Genomic DNA, 14,588 nt, shown 5'->3' with positions numbered 1-14,588 from the left:
TCAAGGAAACTTTTTGATCCACTGTCCCGCTAGGACCGCTAGGGCTATGCCTTGACCAACTCCCGGCGCCACATGTCCAGGTCATTGAGGGACACGTTGGAGCCACAGAGGACGAGGCCGACCACGCTGTCTTCGGGCAATGACGGCGCGATGCGCTGGGCTGCGGTCAGTACGCAGGCCGCAGCCGGCTCGGTCAGCACCTTCTCGGTCTGGAGGAGCCAATTCAGGTCGGCGATCATCGGCGGATCCTCCACGAGCACGATCTCTTCCAGGAAGAGCTTCGCGGCCGATAGGGTGCGAGGGGTGGCGAATGGGGCCCCGAGGGTGCGGGCGACCGACGTGGCCCGGATCGTCACAGGTTGGTCTGCCTTGAGCGCTTCGGTCATCGTCGGCGCTCCCACGGTTTCGACCCCGTAGACCGCAACGGAGGGCAGCTTCGCCTTTAGAGCAGCCGCCACACCGGCCATGAAGCCGCCGCCGCCGATCGACACGAAAACGTGAGTGAGATCGGGAACGTCGTCCAGTAACTCGAGGCCCAAGGTGCCATGCCCCGCGATGATGGCCGGGTCGTCATAGGGGTGGACGAAAACTTTGCCTTCTGTCTGGTAAGCCTCTGCCTTGGCGAAGGCTTCCGCCGCATCGTCACACAGTTCCACACGGGCGCCGAGCTTCAATGTCAGGTCTACGTTGAACTGGGGCGTCACCTTGGGCATCAGCACCAGGGCGTCGATTCCGAGCGTTCCTGCCACATTCGCCACCGCAATGGCATGATTGCCGCCTGATACGGTTACAAGGCCTCGCTCGCGCTCCGCGTCGCTCATCGTCATGACCTTGTTGAAAACACCTCGCACCTTGAAGGAGCCGGCCATCTGCAAGGATTCCAGCTTCAGAACGGTGCGCCGGCCGAGACACGCCGAGACGTCGAGGCTGTCGAAGGTGGGGGTCCGCCGGACCTTTCCGGCGATGCGGGCGCGAGCGGCTTCGATGTCGGCCAGGGTCACGTCAAAAGCGGTCATGTGGTTTTCCGTTGGGCGGTTGCGATGCATTCGATCTCAAGGAGCATGCCATGGGGAAGCCGGCCGATCTCGACCGTCGAGCGCGCAGGGTAGGGCGGCGCGAAAGTGGCCGCGTAGATCTCGTTCATTCCCGGAAAGTCGTCGAGACTGGTCAGGAAAACAGTGGTTTTCACCACATCATCTAGGGATGATCCTGCTTCGCGCAGGATAGCCGCCATGTTGTGCAGCACTATCCGCGTTTGAGCCTTGATGTCGCCAGCTCCCACGAGTGCACCGTTCGGATCGAGCGGCAATTGTCCCGATACGAAGACAAAATCGCCGGCCGAAACGGCTTGGGAATATGCGCCCGCCGGAGGAGCAGCCTGGGACGTGAGAACTGATTTGCGCGCCATGATGCGGGACGTGGTGAAGGGCGGCCGATCATTGTTGGGCGGATGGCGTCCGTCAACAGATCTTGCAACAGATCTTGTGCAGGTCATGACGACAAATGCAGCTTGACCGCTTGCCGTCCAGGGTTGGATGCTGGCCTCCGCTTAATCAAGGTTTGTCCCATGTCCCTGTCGCCTCGCGAAATGCTCGCGCGTTTGATTGCCTTCCCGAGTGTCTCCACGAGCAGCAATCTCGATCTTATTCACTTCTGCCGGGATGGGCTGAAGAGCCATGGGGTCGAGAGCCATCTGGTCATGAACCCTGAGGGCGACAAGGCCAACCTCTATGCCACGATCGGGCCCCGGGTCGAAGGAGGCATCGTGCTGTCCGGACATACCGACGTCGTACCGGTCGAGGGTCAGGCCTGGTCCAGCGACCCCTGGACCCTCACGGAGAGGAATGGCCGCCTCTACGGTCGCGGCACCACTGACATGAAGGGCTTTGATGCCCTTGTTCTGGCTCTCGTGCCGGAGATGGTTCAGGCCCCCCTGCAGCGGCCGGTTCATATCGCCTTGTCTTACGACGAGGAGATCGCGTGCCGGGGTGCGCCCTCGATGGTTCGGGCCATGGCCGAGACAATTCCGAATCCCTCCGCCGTCATCGTAGGGGAGCCGACTCGGCACGCGGTGGTGACCGGACACAAGGCTTCCGTACAGCTGCGCACCGAGGTGACAGGCTATGCGGTCCATTCGAGCCGGATCGACCAGGGGGTGAGTGCGGTCATGAACGCCGCGCGCCTCATCACTTGGCACGAGGACGCCATGGAGGAGAACAAGCGCCGGGTCGATTCCTCCAACCCCTTCGAGCCACCCTATACGACGCTGCATTGCGGAATGATGGTGGGCGGCAGCGCCGCTAACATCGTTTCATCCTCCGCATGGTTTTTCAGCGATATCCGGACCATTCCGACCGAAAGTCCTGAGGAATACCTGGAGCGCTACCGCGCCTATATCCGCGACGTTATCGAGCCTCGCATAAAAGCCGTCATCCCCGAGGCGGGTATTGCGGTCGAGCTCGTTGCCGAGGTTCCGGGCCTTCGACCGGAAACGGACGGCGCGGCGGAGAGACTGATGCGCCGGCTGACGGGGGACAATGGAAGCCACGTGGTGTCCTATGGGACGGAAGCCGGGATTTTTCAAAGGGTCGGCTGGTCGACTGTGGTCTGCGGGCCGGGCGACATCGCTCAAGCCCATCAGCCGGACGAATATATCGAAACCAGCGAATTCGAGGCCGGAGAGCGGGTGCTGCGCCGCCTGATCGGCGAGCTCTGTGCCTAAATGCTGATCACGTAGGTTCACGTCGGGACTAGACCCTGAGGCCCTTTCCTGCCTAACCTTCCGGTCCGAGGAGGAACTGCCGGTAAACGTGTAGGCTTCCGAAATAAAAAACCGCGCAACGACGCGGGACTTCCAGTGGAGAAAGACACATCAATGACGATCCGTCCGACATTTCTAGCGGCCACTGCCGCCATTCTTCTGGCGGGCTCGGCCCTGCCAGCCATGGCTGTCACCCTCCGATACGCCAACCAAGGCGATCTCAAGTCGCTCGATCCCTATACGGTGAACGAGACGACCACGAACGCCCATCTCGGGCACGTCTATGAAGGGCTCACCAGGCGCGGCAAGGATCTGGCCATTCAGCCAAGCCTGGCCGAGCGGTGGGAAATCAGCGAGGACGGCCTGACCTGGCGCTTCTTCCTGCGCAAGGGCGTCAAGTTCCACAATGGCAACGCCTTTAATGCCGACGACGTGATCTTCTCGGCGAACCGGGTGAGGGCGCAGGGGTCCAACTTCCAGACCCGTGTGCCGACGAACGCCGAGTTCGTGAAGGTGGACGATCACACCATCGACGTGAAGCTCAAATCCCCCAACCCGATCCTGAACTCCCAGTGGGATACCTGGTATATCCTGGACAAGGAATGGGCCGAGGCGAACAATGCGACGGGGCCGACCCCCGCCTCCGCCACGACCCCGAGCTACGCGGCTCTCAACGCCAACGGCACCGGCCCGTTCAAGATCGAAAGCCACCAGCCGGGCGTGAAGACCGTCTTCAAGTCCAACAAGGAATGGTGGGACAAGGCCGAGCACAACCTCGATGAGATCGTCTTCACGCCGATCGGCTCGGACGCCACCCGCGTCGCGGCGCTGCTCTCCGGCGAGGTCGACGTGATCGAGCCGGTTCCGCTGCAGGACATCCAGCGGGTCAACAGCAGCGCAAACGCAAAGGTGCTGTCGGGGCCCGAGCTGCGCACGATCTTCCTGGGCATGGACCAGACCCGCGACGAACTGCTGTTCTCGAACGTGAAGGGCAAGAACCCGTTCAAGGACCCCAAGGTTCGTGAAGCCTTCTTCAAGGCTATCGACATCGAGACCATCAAGTCTCGCGTCATGCGCGGCCTGGCGACGCCGTCCGCCCTCATGATTGCGCCGGAGCTGTTCACCTTCTCGAAGGATTTCGAGCGTCCGAAGTATGACCTCGAGGGCGCCAAGAAGCTGCTCGCCGACGCCGGGTATCCGAATGGGTTCGAAGTCGGCATGGACTGCCCGAACGACCGCTATGTCAATGACGAGGCGATCTGTCAGGCCGTCGTCAGCATGCTGGCCCGCGCCGGCATCAAGGTGAACCTCATGGCGCAGCCGAAGGCTCAATACTTCGGAAAGGTCCTGAAGGCAGGCAACTACAATACTTCGTTCTACCTCCTGGGATGGACCCCGGGCACCTTCGACAGCCACAACGTGCTGCACGACATCGAAGGCTGCCGGGACAATCCGCAATCCTCGCGCGGTGAGTCCAACCTCGGCAACTACTGCAACAAGAAGCACGACGAGCTGACCGACAAGATCCTCGTCGAGACCGACAAGGCCAAGCGCGACCAGATGATCAAGGAAGCGTTCCAGATCACGGTCAACGACTACGGCTACATTCCGCTGCACCAGCAGGCCTTGGCCTGGGGTGTTTCGAACAAGGTGAAGCTCAGCCAGCGGGCCGACAACTCCGTCCTGCTCTACTGGGCCAAGAAAGAGTAGTCTGCGCCGGATCGCTCGTCCCGGACGTCGCGCATGCGGTGTTCGGGACATTCTTCTCGAAGATGCCCTCGGGTGCCATTCCGGCCCCGAGGTCACGCGATCGTGGATTAGCGAATGCTTGCTTTCACCATCCGACGAGCCTTGCAGGCCATCGGCGTTCTTCTGGCCGTCGGGATCATCGCTTTCGCGATGTTTCGGTTCGCCGGCGATCCGGTCAACCAGATCGTCTCCCTCGATACGCCTGCGGCGGAGCGGGAACAGGTGCGCCGCTCCCTCGGGCTGGACGATCCGGTTCCGGTGCAGTTCGTGCGGTACCTGGCCCAATCCATCCAGGGCGATTTCGGGGTCTCGTATCAGTTCCGTCAGCCTGTCTCCGATCTCCTGGCCGAGCGCATGCCGGCGACCCTCGAACTGGCGATCTGCGCCACGATTTTCTCCACGGTGTTCGGCGTGCTGATGGGGGTGTATTCCGGCCTGAGGCGGGACAGCTTTCTGACGAAAGTCTTCCAGACGGTCTCGCTGGTGGGCATATCGCTGCCGACATTCCTGATCGGCATTCTTCTCATCTATCTTTTCGCCGTGACCCTCGGCTGGCTTCCGTCCTACGGGCGAGGGGACACGGTGCAGATCGGCTGGTGGTCCACGGGGCTCCTGACGGTCTCCGGCCTCAAAGCCCTCATCATGCCGTCGATCACCCTCGGGTTGTTCCAGATGACCCTGATCATGCGCATCGTTCGGGCCGAGATGATGGAAGTCCTGCGCACGGACTACATCAAGTTCGCCAGGGCCAGGGGGCTGACGACCCGCGCCATCCATTTCGGACATGCCTTGAAGAACACCCTCGTGCCGGTCATCACCATCGTGGGCCTCCAGTTCGGCTCGGTCATCGCCTTCGCGATCATCACCGAGACGGTGTTTCAATGGCCGGGAATGGGCCTGCTCTTCGTGCAGGCCGTGCAGAACGTGGATATCCCGATCATGGCGGCCTACCTGATGCTGGTCGCGCTAATCTTCGTGGCTATCAATCTGGCCGTCGACATCCTCTATACGGTGGTGGACCCGCGCTTGCGCACCACCATCCGGCAGCCAACGTGAGGAGATCCCCGTGACGGATGCACTCCAAGCGGCGCCCACAGCGTCTGGACCAACCACCTGGGCCGGCCGTTTTCTCGACAGCGACGTCTGGGCGAGCTTCAAACGCTCCAAGCTCACCATGGCGGCCGCCTTCCTGACCCTCCTGTTTTTGGCTGTCGCCATCCTGGCGGGAGTGCTGGCGCCTCAAAATCCCTTCGATCCTGCACAGCTCGATCTCCTGAACAGCCGGCTGCCGCCGATCTGGGACGCGGAAGGCCAAACCCCATTTCTTCTCGGCTCGGACGAGCAAGGTCGCGATATATTCTCGGCGATCCTCTACGGGCTTCGCATCTCGCTGCTCGTGGGCTTTCTGGGGGTCGCGTTCTCGGCGACCCTCGGCATCGCGCTCGGCCTCGTGGCGGGGTACCTGGGTGGGACGGTCGATGCCATCATCATGCGCGTCGCCGATGTCCAATTGACCTTTCCGGCCATTCTGATCGCCCTTCTGGTGGACGGAGTCGTGAAGGCTGTCCTCGGAGGCCAGCTGGATCCGGCGACGACCCTCTCGGTCCTGGTGTTCTCCATCGGCCTGAGCTTCTGGGTGCAGTACGCCCGAACGGTTCGCGGCTCGGTGATGGTGGAGAAGAACAAGGATTACATCGCGGCCGCACGCCTCATCGGCCTGCCGGCTCCGGTCATCATGTTCCGGCATATCCTGCCCAACGTCATGGGACCGGTCCTGGTCATCGCCACCATCAACCTCGCGCTGGCGATCATCACCGAGGCGACCCTGTCGTTCCTCGGCACCGGCATGCCTGAGACAATGCCGTCCCTTGGCACGCTGATCCGCATCGGCAACAATTACCTGTTCTCGGGCGAATGGTGGATTGTGGCGTTTCCGGGCATCGCGCTGGCGCTCCTCGTCCTCGCCATCAATCTCCTGGGAGATTGGCTGAGAGACGCACTGAACCCGAAACTGCGATGAGGGAGGAGAATATGTCCGTGGTTCAACCCGTTCTCTCCGTCCGCGACCTTCGCGTCGAATTCGTTACCCGGCGCGGCGCTCTCAAAGCCATCGATGGTATTTCGTTCGATATCGCCAAAGGCGAGGTCCTCGGCGTCGTCGGCGAGTCCGGCGCTGGCAAGTCCGTCACCGGTTCGGCCGTGATTGGCCTGATCGATCCACCGGGGCGGATCGCAGGCGGCGAAATCCTCCTGTCCGGCATGCGGATCGACAACCTGCCGCCGGAGGAAATGCGCAGGATCCGCGGCAAACGGATCGGCATGATCTTCCAGGACCCGCTCACGAGCCTCAATCCTCTCTACCGGGTGAGCGAGCAGTTGGTCGAGACCATTCGCACCCATACGAACCTGTCTTCGTCGGCGGCCAGGAAACGAGCCATCGATCTTCTGGCCGATGTGGGAATTCCTGCTCCCGAGAGGCGGATCGACAGCTACCCTCACGAATTCTCCGGCGGCATGCGTCAGCGTGTGGTGATCGCTCTGGCTCTCTGCGTCGAGCCCGAGCTTATCATCGCCGACGAGCCTACTACGGCCCTCGACGTGTCGGTGCAGGCGCAGATCATCGCGCTTCTGAAGCGCCTTGGTCGCGAGCACGGGACGGCCATCATGCTGGTGACCCACGACATGGGCGTGATCGCCGAGACGGCGGATCGGGTCGCGGTCATGTATGCGGGACGCATTGCGGAAATCGGGCCTGTGCGGGACGTAGTGCAGAACCCGCTGCATCCTTACGCCAAAGGACTCATGGGGGCGATCCCGTCGCTCGAGAGCGCCGCCGATCGCCTCGTACAGATTCCCGGCTCAATGCCGCGCCTGTCGGCCATTCCGCCTGGTTGCCCGTTCAACCCCCGGTGTCCCTACGTATTCGACCGCTGCCGGGTCGAGAGGCCGGAGCCTATCCAGCAAAGCGAGCATCGGGTGGCCTGCCATCTTTACGATCAATCTTCCGTCCGGTCGGAGGCCGTTGCGTGACAGAGCGTTCTTATGTCGAAGTCAATGACCTGCGTCGCGTCTTCGACGTGTCCAAGCCGTGGCTGAACCGGGTTCTGGAAGGCGGTGAGAAGCAGTACCTGAAGGCTGTCGACGGCGTCTCCTTCAACATCGCCAAGGGAGAGACCTTCGCGCTGGTGGGCGAATCGGGCTCCGGTAAATCCACGGTGGCCCGCATGGTCGTCGGGCTCCTGCCGCCGACGAGCGGGGAGGTTATCATCGATGGGATTTCCATGTCGAGCCGCGCCGCATTGGCGGAGCGCCAGCGCCTGAGGCGGCGGATCCAGATGATCTTTCAGGATCCCTATGCGAGCCTCAATCCTCGCTGGCAGGTCGACCAGATCGTCGCCGAGCCGATCCGGGCATTCGGTCTGATCGACGGGGAAAAGGACATAGCCGGGAGAGTGGGCGAACTCCTGTCCTTCGTGGGTCTACATCCCGCCGACGGGAAGAAATATCCCCACGAGTTCTCGGGCGGCCAACGCCAGCGCATCGCCATCGCAAGGGCGCTCGCCTCGAACGCGGAATTCATCGTCTGCGACGAGCCGACCTCCGCTCTCGACGTGTCGGTGCAGGCGCAGATCCTGAACCTCATGCGCGACCTGCAGGATCGCCTGGGGCTGACCTACCTGTTCATCAGCCACAACCTGGCGGTCGTGCGCCATATGGCGAGCCGCATCGGCGTGATGTATCTCGGCCGCATCGTCGAAATCTCCAATGGGCGCGAACTTTTCTCCCGGCCGAAGCACCCCTATACGCGCATGCTGCTTGATGCGGTGCCCGATGTGGGCATGACAGGTCGCCAGCGCATTCCGGTCAGCGGTGAAATTCCCAACCCCATCAGTCCGCCGTCCGGCTGCACCTTCAATCCCCGTTGCCCATTCGCGAACGAGCGCTGCGTGGCGGAAGTCCCTCCCTTGCTCGGCGGGGTGGCCTGTCACGCAATCCACGAGGGACGCCTCGGGATCGATGCCGCTGCTTGATCGACTCCAACGACATATTGTTGACTCAGTCAACAATATGTCGGACTGTGCTCGGCGGAGGAGGCAGCCATGTCTCATGCGCCCCAAGGTCCAAGTCCTGAGCAGATCGCGCAATTCCGTCGGTTCAGCCGTTTCTACACGCGCCAGATCGGCTTGCTCGATGAGGGCCTGCTCGAAAGCGAGTTTTCACTCACGGAAGTTCGTGTTCTCTACGAACTGGCCCACCGTACCGGTCTGACAGCCACCGAACTCGGGCGGGATCTCGGCCTCGACCGGGGCTATCTCAGCCGCCTCCTGAAAGGCTTCGAGGCTCGTGGGTTGATCAAGCGCATTCCCATAGAGGGAGATGGTCGGCAAGTCCTCGTTGCCCTTACCGATACGGGACGTTCTGTCTTCGACCCGTTGAACCGGGCATCGGACGCACAAGTCGCTTCTATTCTGACGGCATTGTCCCCGGGCGAGCGGGAGCGGCTCGTCCAGGCCATGGGAACGGTCGAGCGGCTGCTCGACCCAAATACGCCATCCGGCAATTGCTACCGCCTACGCTCGCTCCAGGTCGGAGATGTCGGCTGGATCGCACATCGGCAGGGTCTGCTCTATGCCCAGGAATACGGTTGGGACGAGACTTTCGAGGCGCTCGTGGCTGAGATCGCCGCCTCCTTCGTCAGGAGCTTTGATCCCACGCGCGAGCGCTGCTGGATTGCCGAACGTGAGGGTGAGATCCTCGGCAGCGTCTTCCTAGTGCGTCAATCGGACGAAGTGGCGAAGCTCCGCCTGCTCTATGTGGAGCCGCACGCAAGAGGACTCGGCCTCGGACGACGGCTCGTCGAGGAATGCATCGGGTTTGCAAGGGCGAAGGGTTACAGGACGCTCACGCTCTGGACCAACGACGTTCTCTTGGCGGCCCGTGCCATCTACAAGGCCGAGGGCTTCTACTTGGTCAAAGAAGAAGCGCATCATTCCTTCGGAAAGGACCTCATCGGTCAGAATTGGGATCTCGACCTGTGACAGGCTCCCGGGAGACGCTGGCGCTGGCGGCGGCCGCCGCCACCGGCGTTCAGGTCGGGGCGGCTCTCGTGGCGTCCCGTTTCGTGATCCACGACATCGGACCGGCCTCACTGGCCCTGTTGCGCTATGCCGTTGCGCTCCTGTGCCTTCTCCCGGCCGTGCTCTTGAGCACGCGAACACGCTTCGCGTTTCGCGACCTGCTCGCTGTGATGGTTCTCGGCATCGTCCAGTTCGGAGTGTTGATCGCTCTGCTGAACGTGGGCCTGCTGTTCATCTCGTCGACACGCGCAGCTTTGCTCTTCGCGACCTTTCCGCTCTTGACCATGCTCATCGCCGCCGTTCTGGGGCGCGAACGTTTGACGAGGGCAAAAGGGGCAGGGGTCGTCCTGACCATCGTGGGCGTGGGACTCGCGTTGGGCGAAAGGCTCATAACCGACACTCCGTGAACGAGTGGCTCGGGGCGCTGATGGTGCTCCTGGCAGCCCTTTGCAGGGCCGTCTGCTCTGTCCTTTATCGTCCCTACCTAGCGCGCTATCCCACGCTACCCATCGGCGCCTGGGCCATGCTGGCCTCCGTCCTGTTCCTCGCAGGACTGGCCGGGGCAGAGGGTTTCTTTGCCGGCTTGCCGCACCTCGGCGCTCCGGGCTGGGCCGCCGTCGTCTTCATCGGCGGATCGAGCGGCATCGGCTATATCCTGTGGTTATGGGCGCTCAAGAACACCACGCCGACCCGAGTGACCGTGTTTCTCTCCTTGAGCCCCATTACGGCGGCCCTGCTCGGCGTCTGGCTCCTCGGAGAGCCCTTCACTCCCGGGGTGTTGCTTGGACTTCTTGGGGTCGTGGGCGGTCTTTGGCTCGCGACGAGAGGCCCAAGCGCCGGATAGCCGTTATTCCGGCAGGGCAGGAGGCTGCGGGAACGCTTGAGGTTCGATGGAGCTGTCGACCGACAGAGATCTCAGCGTCGCGGATTCGACCTTCGCTCCCAACTGCTCCATCATTCGGAGGCGGATCCCATTTCAGCCTGGATGACACTGCTGACGAGCAGGGACCTCATGCTGTCGCGCTGCTCCCCGAAGGCTCTTACGGTTCTGTCGTCGCAGCCCAGTCCGCCTTCGAGCTGGTCATAGACAATGTCCAAAACCTTCAGAAGTCGGGTCCGGCTGACATCCGCCAGTTCGAAGCAGATCGTGTGCACCAAGGCTTCTGTCATGATGCAGTGAGCCGTTATCGCAGCGACGGCCCAGTCCGCACGACCCTCGACGCTGCCGTCCAATCCTGGATTCGATCGAGCATGGGCATGATTGCCATCAAGGCTGCTTCTTTGATCCGACATTCTGACTTCTTTCACTATGGGTGCTGAGGCGTCACCCTTTTTCTGAATACTTTTGTTTGCGTCAGGTGGAATTCACGCCGTCTCGTGCTTCGTCGTTTCGCTCCTGGCTTTCATGAGGAGCGCCGTGACGACGCCCAACGTTTCGTCCCTGTCATTCTTCGCGGAAGGCTCTGGTGATGTGGTCGGCCAGCGGTTTGGTGAGGTAGGACAGGACGGTGCGCGATCCGGTCTGGATGAAGCCCTCCACCGGCATGCCGGGCATCAGCTTGGCGCTCCCCAGCCGCTCGCGCTCGCCCTCCCCGAATGTCACCCGCACCGGGTAGTACTGCGCCCCCGAGCGCTGGTCCGTCACCAGGTCCGCCGCCACCACGCTCACCTGCCCTTTGAGCTCCGGCGTCGTGCGCTGGTTGAAGGCGGACAGCCGCAGCACCGTGTCCAGCCCCGGCCGCAGCTGGTCGATGTCCTGCGGCGCCACCTTCACCTCGATCGACAGCGCCTCCGTCTCCGGCACCACCAGCATCAAGGCCTCGCCCGCATTGACCACGCCGCCCACCGTGTGCACCACCGACTGGTGCACCAGCCCGTCCTGCGGCGCCCGGATGTCGATCCGCCGCAGCTGGTCCTGCGCCGCCACTTGGCGCTCCACCAGCTCCGCCGTTTTGGCCTGCGCCTCGCGCAGCTCCTTCGACACCTCGCTTCTCAGCTCCTGGTCCACCTGCAGGATCTGCAGCGCCGTTTCGCTGATCCGCCCCTTGGCCTGCGCCACCGACGAGATCAGCTGACCCCGCTCCCCGCGCAGCCGCGTCTCCTCGCGCCGCAGCGCCGTCACCCGGGTGATCGGCACCAGGTTCTTCTTCCACAATTCCTGCACCCCCACGAGCTCGTCCTGGATCAGCTTGATCTCGTCCGCCTTGGCGGAGGCCTGCAGGTGCGTGCCCTCGATCTGCTCCTGCAGCTGCGCGATGCGCTCGCGCAGCTGCGCCTTCAGGCCCTCGCGCGCCTCGCGCCGGCTCTGGAACAGCCGCCGCTCGCCCGCCACCAGCCCGAACAGCTCCGGCTCGACCAGCCGGCTCACCAGCCGCGACGGGAACGCGATGTCTTTCAGCCCGTCCCGCTCCGCCTCCAGCCGCGCCTGGCGCACGCCGAGCTCGTCCAGGCTCTTGTCGATCATGGCCAGGTTGGCCTTGGCCACGGTCTCGTCCAGGCGCACCACCACGTCCCCGGCCCGCACCCGGTCGCCGTCGCGCACCAGGATCTCGCCCACCACGCCCCCGGTGGGGTGCTGCACCTTCTTGACGTGGCTGTCCACCACCACCTGGCCCGGCGCCACCACGGCCCCGGACAGCTCGGTCACCACCGCCCAGCCGCCCAGACCGCCGACCAGAAAGGCCGCAGACGCCAGGCCGATCGCCGTGTGGCGGCGGATCGAGCGGCGGGCGTTGGCGGGCGGCGGGGTCTTGCTCATGGGATCGGTCCTTGACGGGCTCAGGCGATGGGCGGGTTACGGCGATGTTGTGGTTGGGCAGCTTGGGGTCAGGCGACCTTGAACGGGGCGGCGGCCGGCAGCCGGGGCTCGGGCCCCACCGCGGTGGGCCGCAGCACCCGGCCCAGCACCTCGTCCTTGGGCCCAAAGCTCTGCATGCGCCCGTCGGCCATCACCAGCACCTGGTCGACGCCGGCGAGCGCGCTCGGCCGGTGGGCGATCACCACCACCACGCCGCCCCGGGCCCGCACCCCCAGGATCGCCCCTGTGAGCGCCTGCTCGCCCTCCGCGTCCAGGTTGGAGTTGGGCTCGTCCAGCACCACCAGGAACGGGTTGCCGTAGAGCGCGCGCGCCAGGCCGAGGCGCTGGCGCTGGCCGCCCGAGAGCGCCGCCCCGGCCTCGCCCACCGCGGTCTCGTAGCCGTCGGGCAGGTGCAGGATCATCTCGTGCACCCCCGCCGCCTGGGCGGCGGCGATCACCGCCTGCGGATCCGGGTTCTCGGCAAAGCGGGCGATGTTCTGGCTCACCGTGCCGGCAAACAGCTCCACGTCCTGCGGCAGGTAGCCGATGTGCTCGCCCAGGTCCTCCGGCCGCCACTGCTCCAGCGCCGCCGCATCGAGCCGCACCTTGCCGCGCCAGGCCGGCCACACCCCGACCAGAAGCCGCGCCAGGGACGACTTGCCCGAGGCGCTCGGGCCGATGACGCCTAAGCCGGCTCCGGCGGCGAGCTGGAAGCTCACGTCCTGCACGGTGAAGCGCTGGGTGCCGGGCGCGCCGGCGCCGGCATTGTCCACCACCAGCATCGCCTGCGGGGCCGGCAGGCGCAACGGCGTGACCGCCGGGGCGGAAGCCAGCTGCGTCCTGAGCCGGGCCCAGCCCTGGCGGGCGGACACGAAGCCCTTCCAGTTGGCGATCGCCAGCTCGACCGGGGCGAGCGCCCGGGAGGTGAGGATCGAGGAGGCGATCATGATGCCGCCCGTGGCCTGGCCGTCGATGACCAGATAGGCGCCCACCCCCAGCACCGCCGATTGCAGCAGCATGCGCAGCACCTTGGACAGGGCGCCCAGGCCCCCGGCCACGTCGGAGGTGCGCTGCTGGTAGGCGAGGTAGCGGGCGTTGGCCTCGCCCCAGCGGGCGCCGAGGCGTCCGGCCATGCCCAGGGCGCGCACCACCTCGGCGTTGCGCCGCGCGCCCTCACCCAGGCCGTTGCGCACCAGCGCCGCGCCCACCGCCTCGCGGGCGGCGGAGCGGGTGAGCACCTCGGTGAGCAGGGTGATCACCACCAGGCAGGCGGCGCCGGCGAGGGTGACCAGGCCGATGAGCGGGTGGAACGCAAAGCAGATGAACAGGTAGAGCGGCATCCACGGCAGGTCGAACAGGGCCGAGGGGCCGCCGCCGGACAGGAAGGCGCGGATCTGGTCGAGGTCGCGCAGGGGCTGCTGGCCGTCGCCCTCGGACCGGCCCTTGAGCGGGGCGGCGAGCTGGTGCTGGAACACGCTCTGGCTCAGGTCCTCGTCCACGGCGGCGCCGATGCGGGCCAGGATGCGCCCGCGCAGGGCGTCGAACAGGCCCTGGAACAGGTAGAGCACCACCACGATCAGCGACAGGCCGACCAGGGTGGGGATGGAGCGGCTGGGCAGGACCCGGTCGTAGACCTCCATCATGAAGATCGAGCCGGACAGGTACAGGATGTTGATCAGGCCGCTGAGCAGGGCCACGCCGAGCACGGCCCCGCGGCACGAGGCCAGCAGACGAAGAGGGGAAGACGGAGCGCTCATGGGTGCCTCGGGGCTGGGGCCGTGAGAAGGACGCGGAGGAAGCCATCCTGGCCTGGAACCGCCGGGGCCGATAGCGTCGAAGGGCTGATGCGGGCTGGGCCTAAGGTCTGATGGGCCCAAGGTCCGATGGTCGAAGAAGGCGGGGCCAAGAACACAGGGTAGAACACAGGGTCCAAAGAACACAGGGTCCAAGGATGCCGATCGAACGATGCCGATCGAGGGATGCGGCTCGAAGGGGTCGTCCGCCGGGGGCCGTGGGGGGCTTGGGCCTCCGGCGGAGGAGATGCGGCCCGGGGGCCGCATCGAGGGGATCAGAAGATCGCGGGGATCAGAAGATGAAGTCGGACTGATCCAGCTCGGCGGCGGAGACGCCCTTGAGCACCAGCACATCCTGGTTGTGCCAGATCATCGTGTCGTGCCCGACCTGAACCCGGGCCAGATCGCCC

Annotated in this window: 14 protein-coding genes; 9 read left to right on the top strand and 5 right to left on the bottom strand. The window is 64.4% G+C overall.

The window, feature by feature from the left end; translation table 11 throughout:
* Window positions 1–44: 44 nt before the first annotated feature.
* Window positions 45–1,016: a threonine ammonia-lyase gene (locus DRB19_RS13895; RefSeq protein WP_162815687.1), complete on the bottom strand. Its 972-nt coding sequence runs from the start codon at window positions 1,014–1,016 to the stop codon at window positions 45–47.
* Entirely contained in the window at window positions 1,013–1,408 is a 396-nt protein-coding gene (locus tag DRB19_RS13890) for a RidA family protein (RefSeq protein WP_114186632.1), read from the bottom strand. Before DRB19_RS13890 ends, DRB19_RS13895 begins: the two co-directional genes overlap by 4 nt.
* A 159-nt stretch (window positions 1,409–1,567) precedes the next feature.
* On the opposite strand from DRB19_RS13890, the gene argE reads away from it, so the two are divergent.
* From argE to DRB19_RS30765, 9 genes are all read left to right on the top strand, one after another.
* Complete coding sequence (gene argE / locus DRB19_RS13885) at window positions 1,568–2,722, top strand: acetylornithine deacetylase (RefSeq protein WP_114186631.1); 1,155 nt, start codon at window positions 1,568–1,570, stop codon at window positions 2,720–2,722.
* Window positions 2,723–2,875: 153 nt separating this feature from the next.
* Complete coding sequence (locus tag DRB19_RS13880) at window positions 2,876–4,471, top strand: ABC transporter substrate-binding protein (protein ID WP_114186630.1); 1,596 nt, start codon at window positions 2,876–2,878, stop codon at window positions 4,469–4,471.
* A 114-nt stretch (window positions 4,472–4,585) separates the two neighbouring features.
* Complete coding sequence (locus DRB19_RS13875) at window positions 4,586–5,566, top strand: ABC transporter permease (protein WP_114186629.1); 981 nt, start codon at window positions 4,586–4,588, stop codon at window positions 5,564–5,566.
* Window positions 5,567–5,576: 10 nt separating this feature from the next.
* Complete coding sequence (locus DRB19_RS13870) at window positions 5,577–6,530, top strand: ABC transporter permease (protein ID WP_114186628.1); 954 nt, start codon at window positions 5,577–5,579, stop codon at window positions 6,528–6,530.
* Window positions 6,531–6,547: 17 nt separating this feature from the next.
* Entirely contained in the window at window positions 6,548–7,540 is a 993-nt protein-coding gene (locus tag DRB19_RS13865; RefSeq protein WP_114186720.1) for an ABC transporter ATP-binding protein, read from the top strand.
* A complete protein-coding gene (locus tag DRB19_RS13860; protein ID WP_114186627.1) occupies window positions 7,537–8,541 on the top strand; it encodes an ABC transporter ATP-binding protein in 1,005 nt (334 codons plus the stop codon). The genes DRB19_RS13865 and DRB19_RS13860 overlap by 4 nt, the downstream gene beginning before the upstream one ends.
* A 69-nt stretch (window positions 8,542–8,610) precedes the next feature.
* The gene (locus tag DRB19_RS13855) at window positions 8,611–9,549 is read left to right on the top strand and encodes a bifunctional helix-turn-helix transcriptional regulator/GNAT family N-acetyltransferase (protein WP_114186626.1); all 939 of its coding nucleotides are present in this window, start codon (window positions 8,611–8,613) and stop codon (window positions 9,547–9,549) included.
* On the top strand, window positions 9,546–9,995 hold the full coding sequence (locus DRB19_RS30770; protein WP_210207477.1) for a DMT family transporter: 450 nt from the start codon (window positions 9,546–9,548) through the stop codon (window positions 9,993–9,995). Before DRB19_RS13855 ends, DRB19_RS30770 begins: the two co-directional genes overlap by 4 nt.
* A complete protein-coding gene (locus DRB19_RS30765) occupies window positions 9,992–10,432 on the top strand; it encodes a DMT family transporter (protein WP_210207476.1) in 441 nt (146 codons plus the stop codon). The genes DRB19_RS30770 and DRB19_RS30765 overlap by 4 nt, the downstream gene beginning before the upstream one ends.
* A 110-nt stretch (window positions 10,433–10,542) precedes the next feature.
* Here the strand turns inward: DRB19_RS30765 and DRB19_RS13845 are convergent, their stop codons facing one another.
* From DRB19_RS13845 to DRB19_RS13835, 3 genes are all read right to left on the bottom strand, one after another.
* On the bottom strand, window positions 10,543–10,881 hold the full coding sequence (locus DRB19_RS13845; protein WP_114186625.1) for a hypothetical protein: 339 nt from the start codon (window positions 10,879–10,881) through the stop codon (window positions 10,543–10,545).
* Window positions 10,882–11,032: 151 nt separating this feature from the next.
* On the bottom strand, window positions 11,033–12,346 hold the full coding sequence (locus DRB19_RS13840; RefSeq protein ID WP_114186624.1) for an HlyD family type I secretion periplasmic adaptor subunit: 1,314 nt from the start codon (window positions 12,344–12,346) through the stop codon (window positions 11,033–11,035).
* Between the two features lie 68 nt (window positions 12,347–12,414).
* A complete protein-coding gene (locus DRB19_RS13835) occupies window positions 12,415–14,142 on the bottom strand; it encodes a type I secretion system permease/ATPase (protein WP_114186623.1) in 1,728 nt (575 codons plus the stop codon).
* Window positions 14,143–14,588: the final 446 nt, after the last annotated feature.

Source organism: Microvirga aerophila, from assembly GCF_003332305.1.
Taxonomy (GTDB): domain Bacteria; phylum Pseudomonadota; class Alphaproteobacteria; order Rhizobiales; family Beijerinckiaceae; genus Microvirga; species Microvirga aerophila.
The sequence above is the reverse complement of the archived record's forward strand: the minus strand, read 5'-3'. Positions and strand labels throughout refer to the sequence as shown.